We start from the raw sequence: 15978 nt of genomic DNA, 5'->3' as shown, positions 1-15978 counted from the left end.
TATAAATATAAATTTTCTATATTTTTAACCAACAGATGTTTTCTTTAAATTAATCAAATGATTTAGTATATACTGAGCTTTTCCAGAATCCTTTAGATAACCTAATGCTCCATTTATTTGTGATTTTAAATCTATTTCTACTTCCATATCCAAATCAACATTTCCTTTTTTTATAGATATATTTTTAAGTGTTACTGGATAAAGATAACTTTTTTCTAAAGTAATTTTATTTCCATTAACCTCAAATGGAACCTTTTTATTGTAATTACTTAGTATTTTTTCTAGCATTTTATCACTTATTTTAAATTTTCCAATCTTTACATTTTCAAGACTTACAACCAAATCTTCATTTTTTAAAGTGGGTTTTAGTTCAAGCTCATATTGGCTATTGATTAGACCAAAGACCTTATATGGACCTGCCACTTTTATTTTTCCATCCTTCATCTCAACAAAATTATTTTCAAATTCTTTAATTCCATGTTTATTCATTAATGTATATATTAGATTTCTAAACTCTTCTTCGGAAACAGATACTTTTCCAACCATTCTAAGTGGATTTTTTACTATTTCCATAGAATTTATATATGAACCTTTTGATAAATACTCTTCGTCTATGATTTTATTATTTTGTGAACTAACATCATATCTCTCTTTTGGTGTTAATGTGTATACAACAATACCTGTTAACACTAAAATAATAACAATTAAGCTTAATATAATCTTTGCAATCCTTCCCATAATCGTCTCCTTTACAAATCTGTCAACAGATTTAAAATAAATTTAGATAACTAACTTCACATAATATTCTTAACAATATACATATTATAATACAGTCTTTTAAAGATTAATTCAACTAATCTGCTTTTTTGTAAATAAACTGTAAAAAAACATGTTTTTAGTATAAAAGTTAATATTTTGCATAATACTCTTAATTACACCTTTATTTTTTTCTAATCTTGGATTAAAATTAATATTATGCAATACAGTGTAGTGTTCTGTATTATAAGCAAATTAAATAGGAGGTATGAAAATATGTCAAATGAAACGAACTCATCTAACTTTATAAAAAATATTATTATAAATGACCTAGAAACAGGAAAACATGACAGTATAATAACTCGTTTTCCACCTGAACCAAACGGATATTTACATATTGGTCATGCAAAAAGTATATGTCTTAACTTTGGACTAGCTAAAGAATTTAATGGAAAGGCTAATTTAAGATTTGATGATACAAATCCATTAAAAGAAGATGTTGAATATGTAGAATCCATAAAAGAAGATGTTAAGTGGTTAGGATTTGATTGGAATGAATTAAATTTTGCATCTAACTACTTTGATGAAATGTACAAAAGAGCTTTAATCCTAATAAAAAAAGGTAAAGCTTATGTGTGTGAATTAACACAAGATGAAATGAGGGAGTATCGTGGCACTCTTACTGAACCTGGTAAAGAAAGCCCTTATAGAAATAGAACTATTGAAGAAAACCTAGATTTATTTGAAAGAATGAAAAATGGTGAATTTAAAGATGGAGAAAAAACATTAAGAGCTAAAATAGATATGTCTTCTCCAAATATAAACCTTAGAGACCCAATTATATACAGAATAGCTCATTCAACACATCATAATACAGGAGATAAATGGTGTATATATCCTATGTATGCTTTTGCCCATCCAATTGAAGATGCAATTGAAGGAATAACTCACTCTATATGTACTTTGGAGTTTGAAGACCAAAGACCTCTTTATGACTGGTTTGTCAGAGAATGTGAAATGGAAAATGTACCTAGACAAATAGAATTTGCTAGACTTAACATAAACAATACTGTTATGAGTAAAAGAAAATTAAAACAACTTGTAGACGAAGGAATTGTTGATGGTTGGGATGACCCTCGTGTTCCTACTATATCTGGAATTAGACGTAAGGGATATACTGCTGAAGCTTTACGTAATTTTTGTAGTGAAATAGGAGTATCGAAAGTTAACTCTACAGTAGACAGTCAAATGCTTGATTATTTCCTAAGAGAAAACTTACAGCCAAAGGCTCCACTTGCTATGGGAGTTTTAAGACCTTTAAAGCTAGTTATAACCAACTACCCAGAAGATAAGGTTGAAATGCTTGAAATAGAAAACAATGCTAAAGATGAATCTCAAGGTAAAAGATTAGTTCCTTTTTCTAGAGAATTATATATAGAACAAGATGATTTTATGGAAGAACCTATTAAAAAATATTTCAGATTTTTCCCAGGAAATGAAGTTCGTTTAAAAGGAGCTTATTTCGTAAAATGTACGGATGTAATTAAGGATGAAAATGGAAATGTAGTTGAAATACATGGTACTTATGACCCTGAAACTAAGAGTGGTTCTGGATTTACAGGTCGTAAAGTAAAATCTACAATACATTGGGTTGATGCTAAATCAGCTATACCATGTGAATTTAGATTGTTTGAGCCATTGATTCTTGATGATTTACCTGAAAATGAAGGAAAGCATTTCTTAGAACAGATAAATCCTAATTCATTAGAAATATTACAAGGTTTCGTTGAGCCTACACAAGTAAAAGATGCTAAACCTTTTGATAAATTCCAATTTGTTAGAAATGGGTTCTTTAGTATAGATAATAAATATACAACTAAGGAAAAACTTGTGTTCAATAGAATAGTTCCTTTAAAAAGCTCTTTTAAACCTGCTAAATAATTGTTATAACTAAAAAATGAAGACTTAAGATATAAATTACTTCTACTATAAATAAATTTAGTTAGAAGTAATTTTTTATTTTAGTCTTCATCATTTATTTTAAATAATTAACTTTTTCCACTACAGATTCCCATAACCTCTATTCCATCTTTTATACATTCTATATTGAGAGGAAAATCTGGACCTTTTTCCCCATCAATGTCTGTTATAAGAGAATCTTTACATTCTATATCTACTTTTTTAGTTTTAAAATACAATATTTCATTTCCATTATATTGATCTAAGTAATCACCTCTAAGCACACTTATCAAAACTGGTATTGATTTTGGAATTGGCATTCCTTTAAAAATAATTACATCTAAATATCCATCATCTATTTCAGCTTTATATGCTAAATTTATATTTCCTGCTGTTTTTCCATTAAAAATCAGCATAAGATACATATCTCCATCATAATTCATCTCTTTGGAATATACTTTTATCTTAAACTTCCTCATATACAATGCTTCTTCTATTCCCTTTATATAATAAGAAATTCTTCCAAACGAATTCTTTAAGTCTGTGCTTATTCTTTGTGATACATCAGTAAACATACCTGCACTTGCGACATTTATAAAGTATTTATTATTTACCTTCCCTATGTCTATTTTCTTTGGCTTTGAATTTATGATTTCCTTTATAGCTTCTTTTATATCAAATGGAATTTGAAGAGCATTTGAAAAATCATTTGCAGTTCCTGTAGGTAAAATTCCGATTGGAATCTTTATATCTAACTCTTTCATTGAATTTACAACTAAATCTATAGTTCCATCGCCACCTGCTATTAGTATATGGTCATAGGAACTATCTACTTCTTTAAATGCATTATTTACAGGCTCTTTAATATTCAATCTATAGGGTATCAATAAATAATTTTGTTTTTGATATAATTCTATAATAGTATCTAAATTTGATAATATTTTTTTTTCACCTGAATTAGGATTGTATATAAGTTTTACTTTTTTCATTATTTCTCCTTACTTATTTTATTCTTTTAATATCCAAAGTCCTCGTTTAAGAAAATTACATGTATTCTTTCTGGTGCTAATTGTCTTTTTATAAGTGTATAGCTACAGCAAATTCTTCCTGGACTTGAACAATCTATACATATGCCAGTAGTCTTACATCCAGTATTTGTATTCAGTCTCTTGCAATTTGCTGGAGCGGCTATTGTTTTAGTTCTTTTTATAGCTTCATCTACATCTTTAACTATTTTATTTACACCTGCTACAACTATTACTTTGTCTGGTCCATATATCATAGCAGCTACTCTATTTCCATTTCCATCTAAATTATAGAGCTCTCCATTTTCTGTTATTGCATTAGTACTTGTAAAATAAGCATCTGCACAAAATGATTTTCTGTATATTTCTTTCATTTCTTCTGGTTTAATATCTTTTGCATATCTATCAAGAAAATCATATTTTTCTCTTATAAAGTCAATAACTCCTGTCTCAAATAAAGTCATAGAGCCACCACAACCTACTAAAGAACCTACTTCTACTATTTCTTCAATTTTTTTAAGAAGCTCTTCTTTATTATTTACTAGATACCCTTTCATGTTATTACTTTCTAGAGATTTTATTGTTTTTTCTATTCTTTTTTCTTTAAGCCAATTTAGATTTTGATCCATCTCAACTTCCCCCTTATTTTCAATATGTATTAGTTTGTTATAAATTTTATTTTCTTTATAGTTTTATTTTAGTACATCTAAGAAAAAATACAATATAAAACTTTAAATAAATTTTCCATAAATTTTTTTATAAGACTAACTCATAATTTATAATTAAAAAGGAAAGTAGATGTATTTTTCTACTTTCCCTATATTGTATGTAGTATTATATATTTTCTGAAATCTATATATTAATTATATGCTTTATTTTATTAAATATCACAATTAATTTAAGTGTAATATCATATTCTTTTTTAAACATATAAATTGTATTATTAAGTTTATTATATCCAATTTTAATAAATAATGTCACTAATTTGATGAAGAAGATGCTATAGCTGCACTTGTAGCTGCCATTACACAAGCAACTTGAATAGCAATAATAATATTTAAAAATATATTATTAGCTATAGAATCTATATTATTTTCTTTTTGTATTGAATCTGCATAAATAGAAGCCACAACAGCAGAACTAATCATTACTCTATTGCTTTTTCCTAAAGACCAATTCCCAAAACCTTTTTCTTCTTTAAGTCTATTTGAAACATTTTTTATATTTTCTATTATTTCATTTTCTTTATAATCTAATAACGAAATTGCTCCTATTATTGGATACCCATAATAATTTAACTTACAATCATTCTCTTTAAATGCTTTTTTAAGTTCAATAGTTTTTTTGCATTTACCCATTGTTCTATCTTCGCTAAATAAAAGAATTTGAGATAGTGCTTGTAAGTCATTTCCTTTATAAAAACCATTTTTATTTAGAAATTCATAGCATTTTTCTATGTATTCTAAATCTTCTTCTAAATTTTTTGAATGAATTGCAATAAGTGCTATATTACAATAGTCATCACTAGATGTTAAAAATGGATGTTTTTTCCTCATATATTCGTATACTGTTTTCATTTTTGATATACATGTAATATAATCCATTTTATCTCTATTTTCATAGACTATTGATGCTGTAAGTGGTAAATATGTATCTCCCCAAAACTTTTCATTTTTAAGATTTTTATATATCTCTAAAATCATCTTAAAACTACTTTCTGGATTTGATTCAAATGAAAGTAGTGTTGCAATATAAAATATGTTATATCCTCTAAAGTTAGAGAATAATCCAGTATTTTTTTTAATAAGCTCTATTCGCTCTTCTACTAATCTAGGGCTTATCCTCTTGTTCTTAAGCGTAAATGCAAGTGCACAACTATGTTGAATTAACCCCATTTGCCAAGAACCTTTAACTTCATTTAATGCTTTATAATTTTCCATTAATAAGTTTATTTTCCCATTTATAAAAGTTTGTTCCATATTGCCCTCCCAGTAATATACATTGTTGTATTAATTAACTTAATATCTATTATATATGTAATAAATATTGCAATCAATACATATTACTTGAAGAAGAACTATTATTCCATAATGATGTATCCTTTTTTATAGTGCCTTCCCATATTATTAACCCTGTCATAATACTCTGATTCACTTTCGTTACTCCATTTGGGTACAAATACATCTATCGCATTAGAATTACTAAAATACTTACTAGACCCCCTATCCATAACGGTTTTTACTTTACCATCTACAATAATCTTAGTTCCAAAACTTAAGTGATTGTTTGCCACAAAACCATCTTCTAAATCATCTCCTGTAGCAGTTATAGCTCCATATCCATTTTCTTGGTTAAGGCTGGTATAATAACTCACTTCAAATGTTATAGGAATTAAATCCTTTATTTTGATTCCTAGCTGGTTTTCTAGTCTCTCTTTTTGCACTTTCAATTTATACTCATCACTGCTTTTATAGTCTTCCATACCTTGATTATATTTAGAATTAAAGTTTTTACCTGACGTTACTATAGTATCTATATTTACTATAGATTCTTTACAATGCTCTGCATCTATTTTTGTTTCTCCATTTACCAATAATGGAGTTAAACATACACTACATACAACACATGTAATCAATGCTTCTTTAAGCTTCATAAATTCCCCCCTTATTATTTTGATATATTAGCATATTTAATATTATATGTCTACATTTAGATTTAAATGCCATACTCATTTGCTTTAAGAAGTTGTCTTATACTTAATTCACCCTAAACCTTTATAAATCCTTCATCTTAGAATCATATAGTATAAGGCTTTTATGACTAAATATTTTTTTTATTAATCTTTTTAATAGCTCAAAACCACTTCTATTTAATTTTTCTATTTTTAAGAATTTAAGAATTAAAATTCTATAATTTTAAAACATATTGATTTTATTTTTTTGAAATGCTATAATTTTTTTAAGAGGTGATTAATATGATAAAAAATACAAAACAAATTACAGTTGAAGTTAATGAAATTTTATTACAAGAAGTATACAAAATGACTAATAATGAAAATACAGATTTATCAAACTTTATAAACGAATCAATCATAAATTATATTCTTGAAAATAGAAAAGATGACATTGAAAATAAAGATTTAGAAGAAGTAATTAATTTCTATAAAAAAGAGAATATAGAAAATCCTAAAAGTGCAGCAAGAGCTATTGCTGAAGCAAAAACTCATACATTATACTAAACAAATAAAAAGTTCCTAAAAATTAGGAACTTTTCTTTTTATTTTAATGGCTATTAATATCTATTTTAGTAATATTTATTTTATACTTATAAATACTTATTTAAACAACAAGATAATCTAATACATTGTCATTTAATATACTATAAATAATCAATATAAAAATAAAATTACAACTTTTAATATACCTAAAAAATAATCAATTTGTATAAATAATAAAAAAATTTTAGTTTTCTATTTTAATAATCGATATTTAGCTAAGCTCCGATTAACTATAAGTCTAATATAAAATTAAATATCAATAAATTTGATTTTATATTAGACTTATAGTATTAAAATGCATTAGAAAACTAGGGATACTTAATAAATAAATCTATGTATTTTACAGTTTACTTCACTTTTAATTCATTTTACTAATTATTGTAAAAACTATTTATTTTATGATAATTAAATTCATCTTAAAAATAACTAATAAGCCTTAGTTTTTATATACTATTAAATGCTTAAATGTTCATACATTTAAACATACAATTACTACAAAAAATATATGTTTAAAGTTATTCTTGCTATTGATCTCAAACAAACTATTCATCTTTCTTAATGTCTTTTACCCATTTTTCAACAGAATTTAATTCCTCCTCATTTACCCCCTTTTTGAACAATGCTTTCATAAAGCTTTCAATAGAACTTCCATGCATATTATCTAGAAAAGTTTTTGTTTCAAAATGTAAATATTCAGCTTCTCCAATAATAACTGTATAATGTGTATGTCTATCTATCTTTTTAGCATCCAAGAACTTCTTATTTACTAATCTTGATAAAAGTGTTAGTGTTGTAGTTTGCTTCCAATCATATAGTTTTTCCATAGCTTCAATGACATCTTTTGATGTTACTGTAAAATCTGATCCCCAAATAAATTTCATGACCTTTAATTCCGCTGGTGGTATTTTAGTAATAGTCATATGATTTTACACTCCTCTCAAACTTATACATAATTAAATACTATATTAATAAACTTTCCCAGTCAAAGGTTTTATTCAAAATATACAATTCAAATTTATTAATATAAAAAACTTATATTTTCAGTACCAATCAAACATAAAAAACCCAAAAGTAAATAATAAATTTTATTTATATATATAAGTATAACAGATTATTAAATTAAAATTCTAATATTTAAGATAATATACTCATTTTATAATCAATAAATATCAATATTTGAAATAGCCATAAATTTATTTCAAAAACTATTTTTGAGTTTATCCATATGTTATAATAAATGTATAAAATTTTGATTGGTGGGTTATATATGAATGCATTTATTAGAAAACGAAACAAGAATTATGTAGTTTATCTTGAATTTACAGATGAAGATACTGGAAAAAGAAAACAAAAGAACATGGGTATTTTTGATAAAAAAAGAGATGCGAGCAAAAGGTTAAATGAAGTAAAGGAAAGTCTGTATAAAGATGGCTTTTTAATTCCAAACGAAATCACTGTCTCAGAATTTCTATTAGATTTTTTAAAAAAGTACAGTGAAAATATATCATTAGCTACATACAACAATTATGTTAGTATTTGTAAGAATTATATTAATCCCTCTATTGGTAAATATAAAATACAGGATTTACATCCAATTCATATACAGAACTACATTGATAAACTATCTCATAAATTGAATCCTCAATCAATTAAGATTCATATAAATATATTGAAACTTGCAATAAAAAGAGCATATAGACTCAAATTAGTAAAAGAAAATATTATGGATAATATAGAAGCTCCAAGATATAAAAAATTTAAAAATGAAATTTATGACAAAGAACAAATGATAAAATTGTTGAACTTGTCAAAAAATACATATATGGAACTACCTATTAATTTAGCAGTTGGCTTAGGTCTTAGAATTTCAGAAGTTTTAGGTTTGACTTGGGATAATATTGATTTTGAAGAGAATACAATAACTGTAAATAAGATAACAACTCGAATTAATGGCTCTGTAATTCTTAAAGAACCAAAGACTGAAAGCTCTATTAGAAAAATATCTGCTCCAAAGGAATTAATCTTTTTACTAAAGGAATATAAGATAAAACAAAATAAAAACTTATTAAAGTCTTCTATTAGAAATAGTCATGACTTGTTATTTTTCAATAAAAAATGTGAACCTATTGCTGAAGATGTTATGAGTAAAAAATTCAAAAGATTTTTAGAAAAGAATGACTTGCCACACATTAGATTTCATGATTTAAGACATTCACATGTTACTTTACTTATAAATTCTAAGGTACCTATAAAAGTTATCTCAGAAAGAGTTGGTCATTCAAATATAAATACAACCTTAAATGTTTATTCCCATGTTCTAAAAGAAATGGATAAAGAAGCATCTGACAAAATTTCTGAGAACTTATTTAATGCCAACTAATATTACATTTTTTAATTATAACTACTCTAGCCTTTATCATCTATAAAATTAATTTTTACTACTAATAAAATTAAAGTTAAATTAATATTCAAATTTAATTTTATAATAGAAGAGTTAAAATATATTTATTACAAAATAGTTTTAGCGTTATAAACTTAATTTATTTTCTCAAGATGTTGATGAAATTTTTATGGAAGCACGTGACACAACAGTTAAAATCATTTGTAGCTTAGGTGGTATTGTTACTAGTAAAGCAGAAGATTTTTATGATGAAAAAGTAACGCCTATAACCTTACAAAAAATACATTATCATAAAAGAGAATGTCTATAGACTTATGAAATTATATTATATAACTTCTTCTTATTATGTCTCCAAACATTATTGTAATTTGACACAATGTAAACAATCAATTTTGATTTGGAGACATGTACTTTTTATAATAAAAATCCATACATCTTTCTATCCGTAGTTCTGTTTGAGTCATCTCTACAACCCTATTTACTACAATATATATACTAAATAAAAAACCTCCTAATATTTGATTAAATACCTAGATACTTCTATAGCGTATTCTCAAACATTAAAAGGTTTTTATTCTAATAATTATAATTAGTAAAAATAATATTTAAACTAACAATTATTTATCTTTCCCATACATTTTAGCTAATTGGTCTTGTATCTCTTTACTTTCTAAATACTCATCAAAATCCATCTTTCTATCCATTATTCCATTTGGAGTTATCTCTATAATTCTATTTGCTATAGTAGATATAAACTCATGGTCATGAGAAGTAAATAAAAGCACCCCAGGGAATTTTTCAAGTCCTTTGTTAACAGAAGTTATACTTTCTAAGTCTAAGTGGTTAGTAGGGTCATCTAACACAAGTACATTTGCATTTGAAAGCATTAGCTTACTAAGCATACATCTGACTTTTTCTCCTCCAGATATAACTTGAGCTTCTTTTAAAGCTTCTTCTCCAGAGAATAACATTCTACCTAAAAATCCTCTTATAAAACTCTCACTTTTTTCTTCAGAAAACTGTCTAAGCCAGTCAACTAGAGAATACTCTACTCCATCAAAAAACTTATTATGGTTTTTTGGAAGATAATCTTGAGAAGTAGTTACTCCCCATTTATATTCTCCACTATCTGGTTCAAGTTCTCCCATAACTATATTTAAAAGTGCAGTAGTAGCTATTTCATCACCCATAAATACTACTTTGTCATCTCTATCCAATCTAAATGAAACATTATCAAGTACTTTAACTCCATCTATAGTTTTAGTTAAATTGTGTACTTCTAAAACTTCATTACCAATTTCCCTAGCAGGTGTAAATCCTACATATGGATATCTTCTTCTTGATGGTTGTATATCTTCAATTTCTAATTTGTCTAATTGTTTCTTTCTAGATGTAGCTTGTTTAGCTTTTGAAGCATTAGAACTAAATCTAGCTATGAATTCCTTTAATTGAGCTATCTTTTCCTCAGTCTTTTTGTTTTGGTCTTTAGCAAGTTGTAATGCTAATTGACTTGATTCATACCAGAAGTCGTAGTTTCCAACATACATCTGTATTTTACCAAAGTCAACATCAACTATATTAGTACATATTTGATTTAAGAAATGTCTATCATGTGATACTATTATAACTATAGACTCTTCTAAATCCATTATAAAATTATTTAACCAATTTATTGATTTAAAATCCAAGTGGTTTGTAGGCTCATCCATTAATAGTATTTCAGGTTTTCCAAAAAGTGATTGTGCTAATAACACTTTAACCTTCTCTCCACCAACTAATTCTTTCATTTGTTTGTAATGCATATCCTTAGTTATACCAAGACCCATAAGTATTTTTTCAGCGTTAGTTTCTGCATCCCATCCATCAAGTTCTGCAAACTCACCTTCAAGTTCAGCAGCTTTTATTCCATCTTCTTCGCTAAAATCTTCTTTCATATATAAAGCATCTTTTTCATGCATTATACTCCAAAGTCTTTCATGACCTCTTATAACAACATTTAAAACAGTTTCTTCCTCATATTCGAAGTGGTCCTGTTTTAAAACTGACATTCTTTCTTTATCAGTTATAGACACATTCCCTGTATTTGGTTCTATTTCTCCTGATAATATTTTTAAAAAAGTAGATTTTCCCGCACCATTAGCTCCTATTATTCCATAACAATTTCCTTTAGTGAATTTTAAGTTAACATCTTTAAATAGTTCCTTATCACCAAATCTAAGTCCAACACCTGTAACTTGTAACATTAATGTATTTTCCTTTCTTTTTGTTCATAATTTATTTTATCATAAAATTTTGATAACATTTTTATTATCACGTAAACAGCATATTTTTTATACCAAATTCGTGAAATATTTATTAAAATTGTACTAAAGATTGTAAGTTTCATAAAAATTAACAATCTATTATATTATACTTATAAAAAAATCAAATTGCAACTTTATTAATTCTTTTACACACTCTAAATACTTTATTTGAATCTTTAAACTGTTTTAGCTATTAGTAAAAATATATTTTCTGTATAATTAATACTTAAAAAGAGTACCTAAGTTTGTAAGTACTCTATTTTTATGGTTTTATATTTTAGCAAAATTACATGCAGGGTAAGTACATACATCACAGTTCATACAAAGACCACCATGACCATATTTAGCTATATCATATTTGTCAAGTTTTTCATCTATTAAAATCCTAGATAGAACTATATCAAACACTGTAGTTTTATGATACATTGCACACCCTGGTATACCCATAATTGGGACTTCTCCATAGTAAGCAAGTAAAAACATTGCTCCTGGTAATATTGGTGACCCATATGTAACTAAATCAGCTCCAGTCTCTTTTATAGCTGTTGGTGTGACATCATCTGGGTCTACACTCATTCCACCAGTACAACAGATAAGTTCTGCTCCTTGACTTATAAATTCTTTTATTGCATTTTTTATGATATCTTTATCATCTGGACATATAGTTTGACCTATAACTTCACATCCAAACCCCTTTACTTTTTCTTCTATTACTGGTCCAAATTTATCAACAATTCTACTGTAAAACACTTCATTACCAGTGGTAACAATTCCTACTTTTTTAGGTTTAAAAGGTATCACATTGACTATCTTTCTGTTATCAAGTACTTTTTTTGCCTCTTCTAGTTTTTTCTCATCTATAACTAAAGGTATGACTCTTGTTCCAGCTACTTTCAACCCTTTATTTACTACAAAATTATTATGAAGAGTTGCCATCATTATTTCACCAACACAATTTAAATCAAAAAGTGCATCAACATCTATTTTTAAAAGCCCATCACATGCTGCTATAAAATCTATCTTTCCTTCTTTTATTTCACTGAAATCTAAATTTTCTCCAGCAGTTAATTCTTTTAAAAATAAAGCTCCTTCATTTTCATGAATCATTCCCTCTGATTTTTCCCATACATATAAGTTGTCTTTACCAAGAGATAATAAAACTGGAATGTCTTCTTCTTTTACTACATGTCCCTTTTTAAATTTTCTTCCTTTAAATTCTCCTGGTATTATTTGAGTAATGTCATGACATAAAACTTGTCCAACAGCATCTATAGTTTTTATTAATTTCATAATTTGCCCCCTATTCTTTCATAATCCACTTTTGTATCAATATCTAATAACATTTTTTCGGGAACTTCTACGTATTTTATTTTTGATGAATTTTTTAAAATAGTTTTCCCTTTTTCATCTTCTTTAAGTGCCAACAATTCCTTTTTTTTGCTAAATGGAAATACAACTGGATTTCCACATACATCTTTGCATCTTGGAATTACTATAAAATCTCTATCTAATTTAAAAGTATTTATAATTTTATCTATATATAAATCATCAATAAATGGTTGGTCTCCCACAAAAAACATATATCCATCACATTTTGAGCTATTTAAAATTCCCAATTTTATGGATTCACTCTGACCTATATTTGCATCTTTATTATCTACATATTTAAAGCCATATTTATTGCACAATGCTAAAACTTCTTTATATTGACTTACAACTACAACTTGATGAAAATTAATTTTACTAACTGCTTTAAGTACATGTTCTATTATATAACATCCATCATATTCCAGTAAAAGTTTATTTTCTCCCATTCTTCTGGCAAATCCTGACGCCATTATTACTGCATTTATCATATATATCATTCCTTAACATTTATAATGTATTGATATTGTTATGATTTTATAGTATCTTTATTGATATTATCTATATATATAATATCACATAAATTATTTTAATACTTCAATATCTTATACAAAAATTTTGTTTTATACTTCCATAAAATATGTCTATTTCACTTTCATGCTCTTTAATAATTTTAATTAAATTTATAGCTAAACTTTCATACATTTCATTTTCGACTTTATTAATAAATAATATTTTTTTACCATGATAATTTTTAAACAATCCTTTTGGATTTAATACTACATTTTTTAAATTATCAAGATTTACTGTAGAATTATCATTTATATTACGCATATTTAAATTAGTTATTTTTTTAAATTCATCTAACCTATGTATATTTTCTTCATTAATATCCATTCCAAATGAAGTTATATCTAATATACCTATAGTTTTTGTAGTTTTACAATATACTACTGGTTCTCCATCATTCCAACCTTTAAGTTTTTTTCTCTTTGAACCATCACCTTCTATCAATACCAAATCAAATTTGTCTATCATTTTTTCTAAATCAGATAACTTGATTCCTACTATTTTATTTTCATTATTTATACAGCTTCCACATACTGTTACTCCATAACAAATAGATGGAATAGAAGTTCCATCTATTGTCATAAATATATTGTCATAGTCTTTTTCATCAGGTAAATATATTTTAGTAGTTGTTGTAAGTAAAACTTTTAGCTTATCTCTATAAAAATTCGCAAAGTATTTTATAAATGAAGTTTTTCCTCCTGCTCCAACTACAGTTATTATTTCATTTGCTCCTATCATATCTGATAATTTCACACTTTCACCTCTCATAAATATTTCTTTTAAATATCCTAAATTTGATTTATTTGAAATTTATAATTTAACTGTTTTAGTAAAAGTGATTTTTGAAATTCTATAAACTAAAAAGTAAATAGATTCTGTTGTAAACAACAAGGCGGATCCAATTCGCCGCTAAGCTGTAAGCTTATACGCTATCAGTTTATCTTTTAATTATTATTAAGATATTCTTATTCTTTGTGGTTGCTTTAACATCTGAGGATTATTCTGCAAGTAAGATAAATCAACTATTTGTGATTTTTTTAATATATTAAGACTTGCATTTACATCCGCATTTATAATCATACCCATACTAGATTTATATTGACCACGTGTTATTCTTTCTCCCTTAAATTTGTGTTTCTGTACATCATCCAAATTAATATCAGGAAGATAATCATTGGCAAAAAAATCTGATTTACTAGTATAACTTTCTTCTTGTCTAATGAAATTAATATTTTTTATTTTACATAGATACTCTAGTTTTCCTTTTATCTCTCCAAAAGGAATTCTTATAAAATTTCTATATATTTTCTTTTCCATATTATCACTTTTTTCTAACTTAGCATTATATCCTACAATCAAATTGCCAATATTATTTTTTACACAGTAGTCAATTATGTAAAAGCAAGTTTTATTTACATAGTCTTTAACCTGATTATTTCTTTTATTCCATACTTTAAATTGTTTTCTTGTAATTAAACTTATATTCTTTTTTAATTTTAAAGCCTCTATTTTATCATTTTGCTTATTTGCCCATTGGTTCACAGACTTAAGCCTTCTTCCATCTATAATAAAACTATCACCTAAGTTGGTAGTACAAGTACATAAGTTTTCTAAACCTAAATCTATTGCCAGTGCATTTTTTTTATTTGAAACTTCCTCTGATTTCGGTATTTCATAACAATACTGAATTTCAAAGAACCTAGCCTTATGTTTAGGTATTATTCTTATTTCCTTAACTTTTTTGTCTAATATATTATTTGGAACTTTTATACTCACCTTTCCATACATTTTTTTAAATACGGGAGACATAGGCACATTTAAAATTCCATCCTCTTTAATTCTTATTTGTCCTATTATTATACTAAAAAATCCTTCTTTATCTAAATACTTAGGTGATTTTATTCCTCTAAAATCATACTTGCCTTCTTTAGCTAATTTAATTAAACCAAAAAATGACCTAAATGAACTATCAACTTCTTTTAGTATTTGTTGTGCTACATTACTATTGAGTAGTTTATAGTTTTCATTTTCTTTACATACATGATAATTGGCTTCATAATTAAGATGCTCCCCTTGATTAAAGTAGTGTTGTCTGACATTATATGTACCAACATTATACAAGTTCTTTGCTAAAAAGCACATCTCTCGCAAAGCCTGATATTCTTTCTTAGTTAAATTTTTTAATTGTTGTCTCTGAGTCCCATAATGTATGTTTTTTGTTCTATTTGGCATAAACTCACCTCCTTTAACTCCTACTCTATTAGACATTATATATGGTATTTTTATAAAGCACCATATATAATGTCTATTAAATTACTT

At 26.1% G+C, this 15978-nt stretch carries 15 protein-coding genes; 4 read left to right on the top strand and 11 right to left on the bottom strand.

The annotated features are described in order from the left end of the window. Positions 1 to 24: 24 nt before the first annotated feature. A complete protein-coding gene (locus tag IR151_RS12945; RefSeq protein WP_227435017.1) occupies positions 25 to 738 on the bottom strand; it encodes a DUF2140 domain-containing protein in 714 nt (237 codons plus the stop codon). Positions 739 to 1032: 294 nt separating this feature from the next. Between IR151_RS12945 and IR151_RS12940 the strand changes: the two genes are divergently transcribed. Next, entirely contained in the window at positions 1033 to 2697 is a 1665-nt protein-coding gene (locus IR151_RS12940) for a glutamine--tRNA ligase/YqeY domain fusion protein (protein ID WP_227435015.1), read from the top strand. 107 nt (positions 2698 to 2804) lie between these two features. Here IR151_RS12940 and IR151_RS12935 read toward each other — a convergent pair whose 3' ends face one another. From IR151_RS12935 to IR151_RS12920, 4 genes are all read right to left on the bottom strand, one after another. Next, positions 2805 to 3704 carry a YegS/Rv2252/BmrU family lipid kinase gene (locus IR151_RS12935; RefSeq protein WP_227435009.1) on the bottom strand — a complete coding sequence of 300 codons (900 nt, stop codon included), beginning with the start codon at positions 3702 to 3704 and terminating at the stop codon, positions 2805 to 2807. 26 nt (positions 3705 to 3730) lie between these two features. Beyond that, positions 3731 to 4369, bottom strand: coding sequence for a lactate utilization protein (locus IR151_RS12930; RefSeq protein WP_227435003.1), 639 nt, complete (start codon positions 4367 to 4369; stop codon positions 3731 to 3733). Positions 4370 to 4720: 351 nt separating this feature from the next. Continuing rightward, positions 4721 to 5719, bottom strand: coding sequence for a DUF4003 domain-containing protein (locus tag IR151_RS12925; RefSeq protein WP_227435001.1), 999 nt, complete (start codon positions 5717 to 5719; stop codon positions 4721 to 4723). A gap of 101 nt (positions 5720 to 5820) precedes the next feature. Next, entirely contained in the window at positions 5821 to 6393 is a 573-nt protein-coding gene (locus IR151_RS12920; RefSeq protein WP_227435000.1) for a hypothetical protein, read from the bottom strand. Positions 6394 to 6714: 321 nt separating this feature from the next. On the opposite strand from IR151_RS12920, the gene IR151_RS12915 reads away from it, so the two are divergent. Continuing rightward, positions 6715 to 6978, top strand: a complete 264-nt coding sequence (locus IR151_RS12915) for a hypothetical protein (protein WP_227434999.1) — start codon at positions 6715 to 6717, stop codon at positions 6976 to 6978. Between the two features lie 581 nt (positions 6979 to 7559). Here the strand turns inward: IR151_RS12915 and IR151_RS12910 are convergent. Continuing rightward, on the bottom strand, positions 7560 to 7937 hold the full coding sequence (locus IR151_RS12910; RefSeq protein ID WP_227434997.1) for a BlaI/MecI/CopY family transcriptional regulator: 378 nt from the start codon (positions 7935 to 7937) through the stop codon (positions 7560 to 7562). 347 nt (positions 7938 to 8284) lie between these two features. Between IR151_RS12910 and IR151_RS12905 the strand changes: the two genes are divergently transcribed. Both IR151_RS12905 and IR151_RS12900 read left to right on the top strand, forming a co-directional pair. Beyond that, positions 8285 to 9397, top strand: a complete 1113-nt coding sequence (locus tag IR151_RS12905; RefSeq protein WP_227434996.1) for a tyrosine-type recombinase/integrase — start codon at positions 8285 to 8287, stop codon at positions 9395 to 9397. 190 nt (positions 9398 to 9587) lie between these two features. Further along, entirely contained in the window at positions 9588 to 9728 is a 141-nt protein-coding gene (locus tag IR151_RS12900; RefSeq protein WP_227434994.1) for a hypothetical protein, read from the top strand. A 307-nt stretch (positions 9729 to 10035) separates the two neighbouring features. Here the strand turns inward: IR151_RS12900 and IR151_RS12895 are convergent, their stop codons facing one another. The 5 genes from IR151_RS12895 to IR151_RS12875 all read right to left on the bottom strand — a co-directional run bounded on the left by IR151_RS12895 (position 10036) and on the right by IR151_RS12875 (position 15891). Then, positions 10036 to 11661 carry an ABC-F family ATP-binding cassette domain-containing protein gene (locus IR151_RS12895; RefSeq protein WP_227434992.1) on the bottom strand — a complete coding sequence of 542 codons (1626 nt, stop codon included), beginning with the start codon at positions 11659 to 11661 and terminating at the stop codon, positions 10036 to 10038. 330 nt (positions 11662 to 11991) lie between these two features. Next, positions 11992 to 13011, bottom strand: a complete 1020-nt coding sequence (locus IR151_RS12890) for a molybdopterin-binding protein (protein WP_227434991.1) — start codon at positions 13009 to 13011, stop codon at positions 11992 to 11994. Beyond that, positions 13008 to 13577, bottom strand: coding sequence for a molybdenum cofactor cytidylyltransferase (gene mocA / locus IR151_RS12885; RefSeq protein WP_227434989.1), 570 nt, complete (start codon positions 13575 to 13577; stop codon positions 13008 to 13010). The genes IR151_RS12890 and mocA overlap by 4 nt, the downstream gene beginning before the upstream one ends. A gap of 106 nt (positions 13578 to 13683) precedes the next feature. After that, on the bottom strand, positions 13684 to 14412 hold the full coding sequence (gene yqeC, locus IR151_RS12880; protein ID WP_227434988.1) for a selenium cofactor biosynthesis protein YqeC: 729 nt from the start codon (positions 14410 to 14412) through the stop codon (positions 13684 to 13686). 201 nt (positions 14413 to 14613) lie between these two features. Next, on the bottom strand, positions 14614 to 15891 hold the full coding sequence (locus IR151_RS12875; RefSeq protein ID WP_227434986.1) for an RNA-guided endonuclease InsQ/TnpB family protein: 1278 nt from the start codon (positions 15889 to 15891) through the stop codon (positions 14614 to 14616). Positions 15892 to 15978: the final 87 nt, after the last annotated feature.

This window comes from Clostridioides sp. ES-S-0006-03 (assembly GCF_020662275.1).
Lineage (GTDB): Bacteria > Bacillota > Clostridia > Peptostreptococcales > Peptostreptococcaceae > Clostridioides.
The sequence above is the reverse complement of the archived record's forward strand: the minus strand, read 5'-3'. Positions and strand labels throughout refer to the sequence as shown.

Coding starts and splice junctions, on each gene's coding strand:
- IR151_RS12925 (WP_227435001.1), bottom strand. CDS start 5,719: ATGGAACAAACTTTTATAAATGGGAAAATAAACTTATTAATGGAAAAT.
- mocA (WP_227434989.1), bottom strand. CDS start 13,577: ATGATAAATGCAGTAATAATGGCGTCAGGATTTGCCAGAAGAATGGGA.
- IR151_RS12910 (WP_227434997.1), bottom strand. CDS start 7,937: ATGACTATTACTAAAATACCACCAGCGGAATTAAAGGTCATGAAATTT.
- IR151_RS12920 (WP_227435000.1), bottom strand. CDS start 6,393: ATGAAGCTTAAAGAAGCATTGATTACATGTGTTGTATGTAGTGTATGT.
- IR151_RS12940 (WP_227435015.1), top strand. CDS start 1,033: ATGTCAAATGAAACGAACTCATCTAACTTTATAAAAAATATTATTATA.
- IR151_RS12875 (WP_227434986.1), bottom strand. CDS start 15,891: ATGCCAAATAGAACAAAAAACATACATTATGGGACTCAGAGACAACAA.
- IR151_RS12905 (WP_227434996.1), top strand. CDS start 8,285: ATGAATGCATTTATTAGAAAACGAAACAAGAATTATGTAGTTTATCTT.
- IR151_RS12945 (WP_227435017.1), bottom strand. CDS start 738: ATGGGAAGGATTGCAAAGATTATATTAAGCTTAATTGTTATTATTTTA.
- IR151_RS12900 (WP_227434994.1), top strand. CDS start 9,588: ATGGAAGCACGTGACACAACAGTTAAAATCATTTGTAGCTTAGGTGGT.
- IR151_RS12935 (WP_227435009.1), bottom strand. CDS start 3,704: ATGAAAAAAGTAAAACTTATATACAATCCTAATTCAGGTGAAAAAAAA.
- IR151_RS12930 (WP_227435003.1), bottom strand. CDS start 4,369: ATGGATCAAAATCTAAATTGGCTTAAAGAAAAAAGAATAGAAAAAACA.
- IR151_RS12915 (WP_227434999.1), top strand. CDS start 6,715: ATGATAAAAAATACAAAACAAATTACAGTTGAAGTTAATGAAATTTTA.
- IR151_RS12895 (WP_227434992.1), bottom strand. CDS start 11,661: ATGTTACAAGTTACAGGTGTTGGACTTAGATTTGGTGATAAGGAACTA.
- IR151_RS12890 (WP_227434991.1), bottom strand. CDS start 13,011: ATGAAATTAATAAAAACTATAGATGCTGTTGGACAAGTTTTATGTCAT.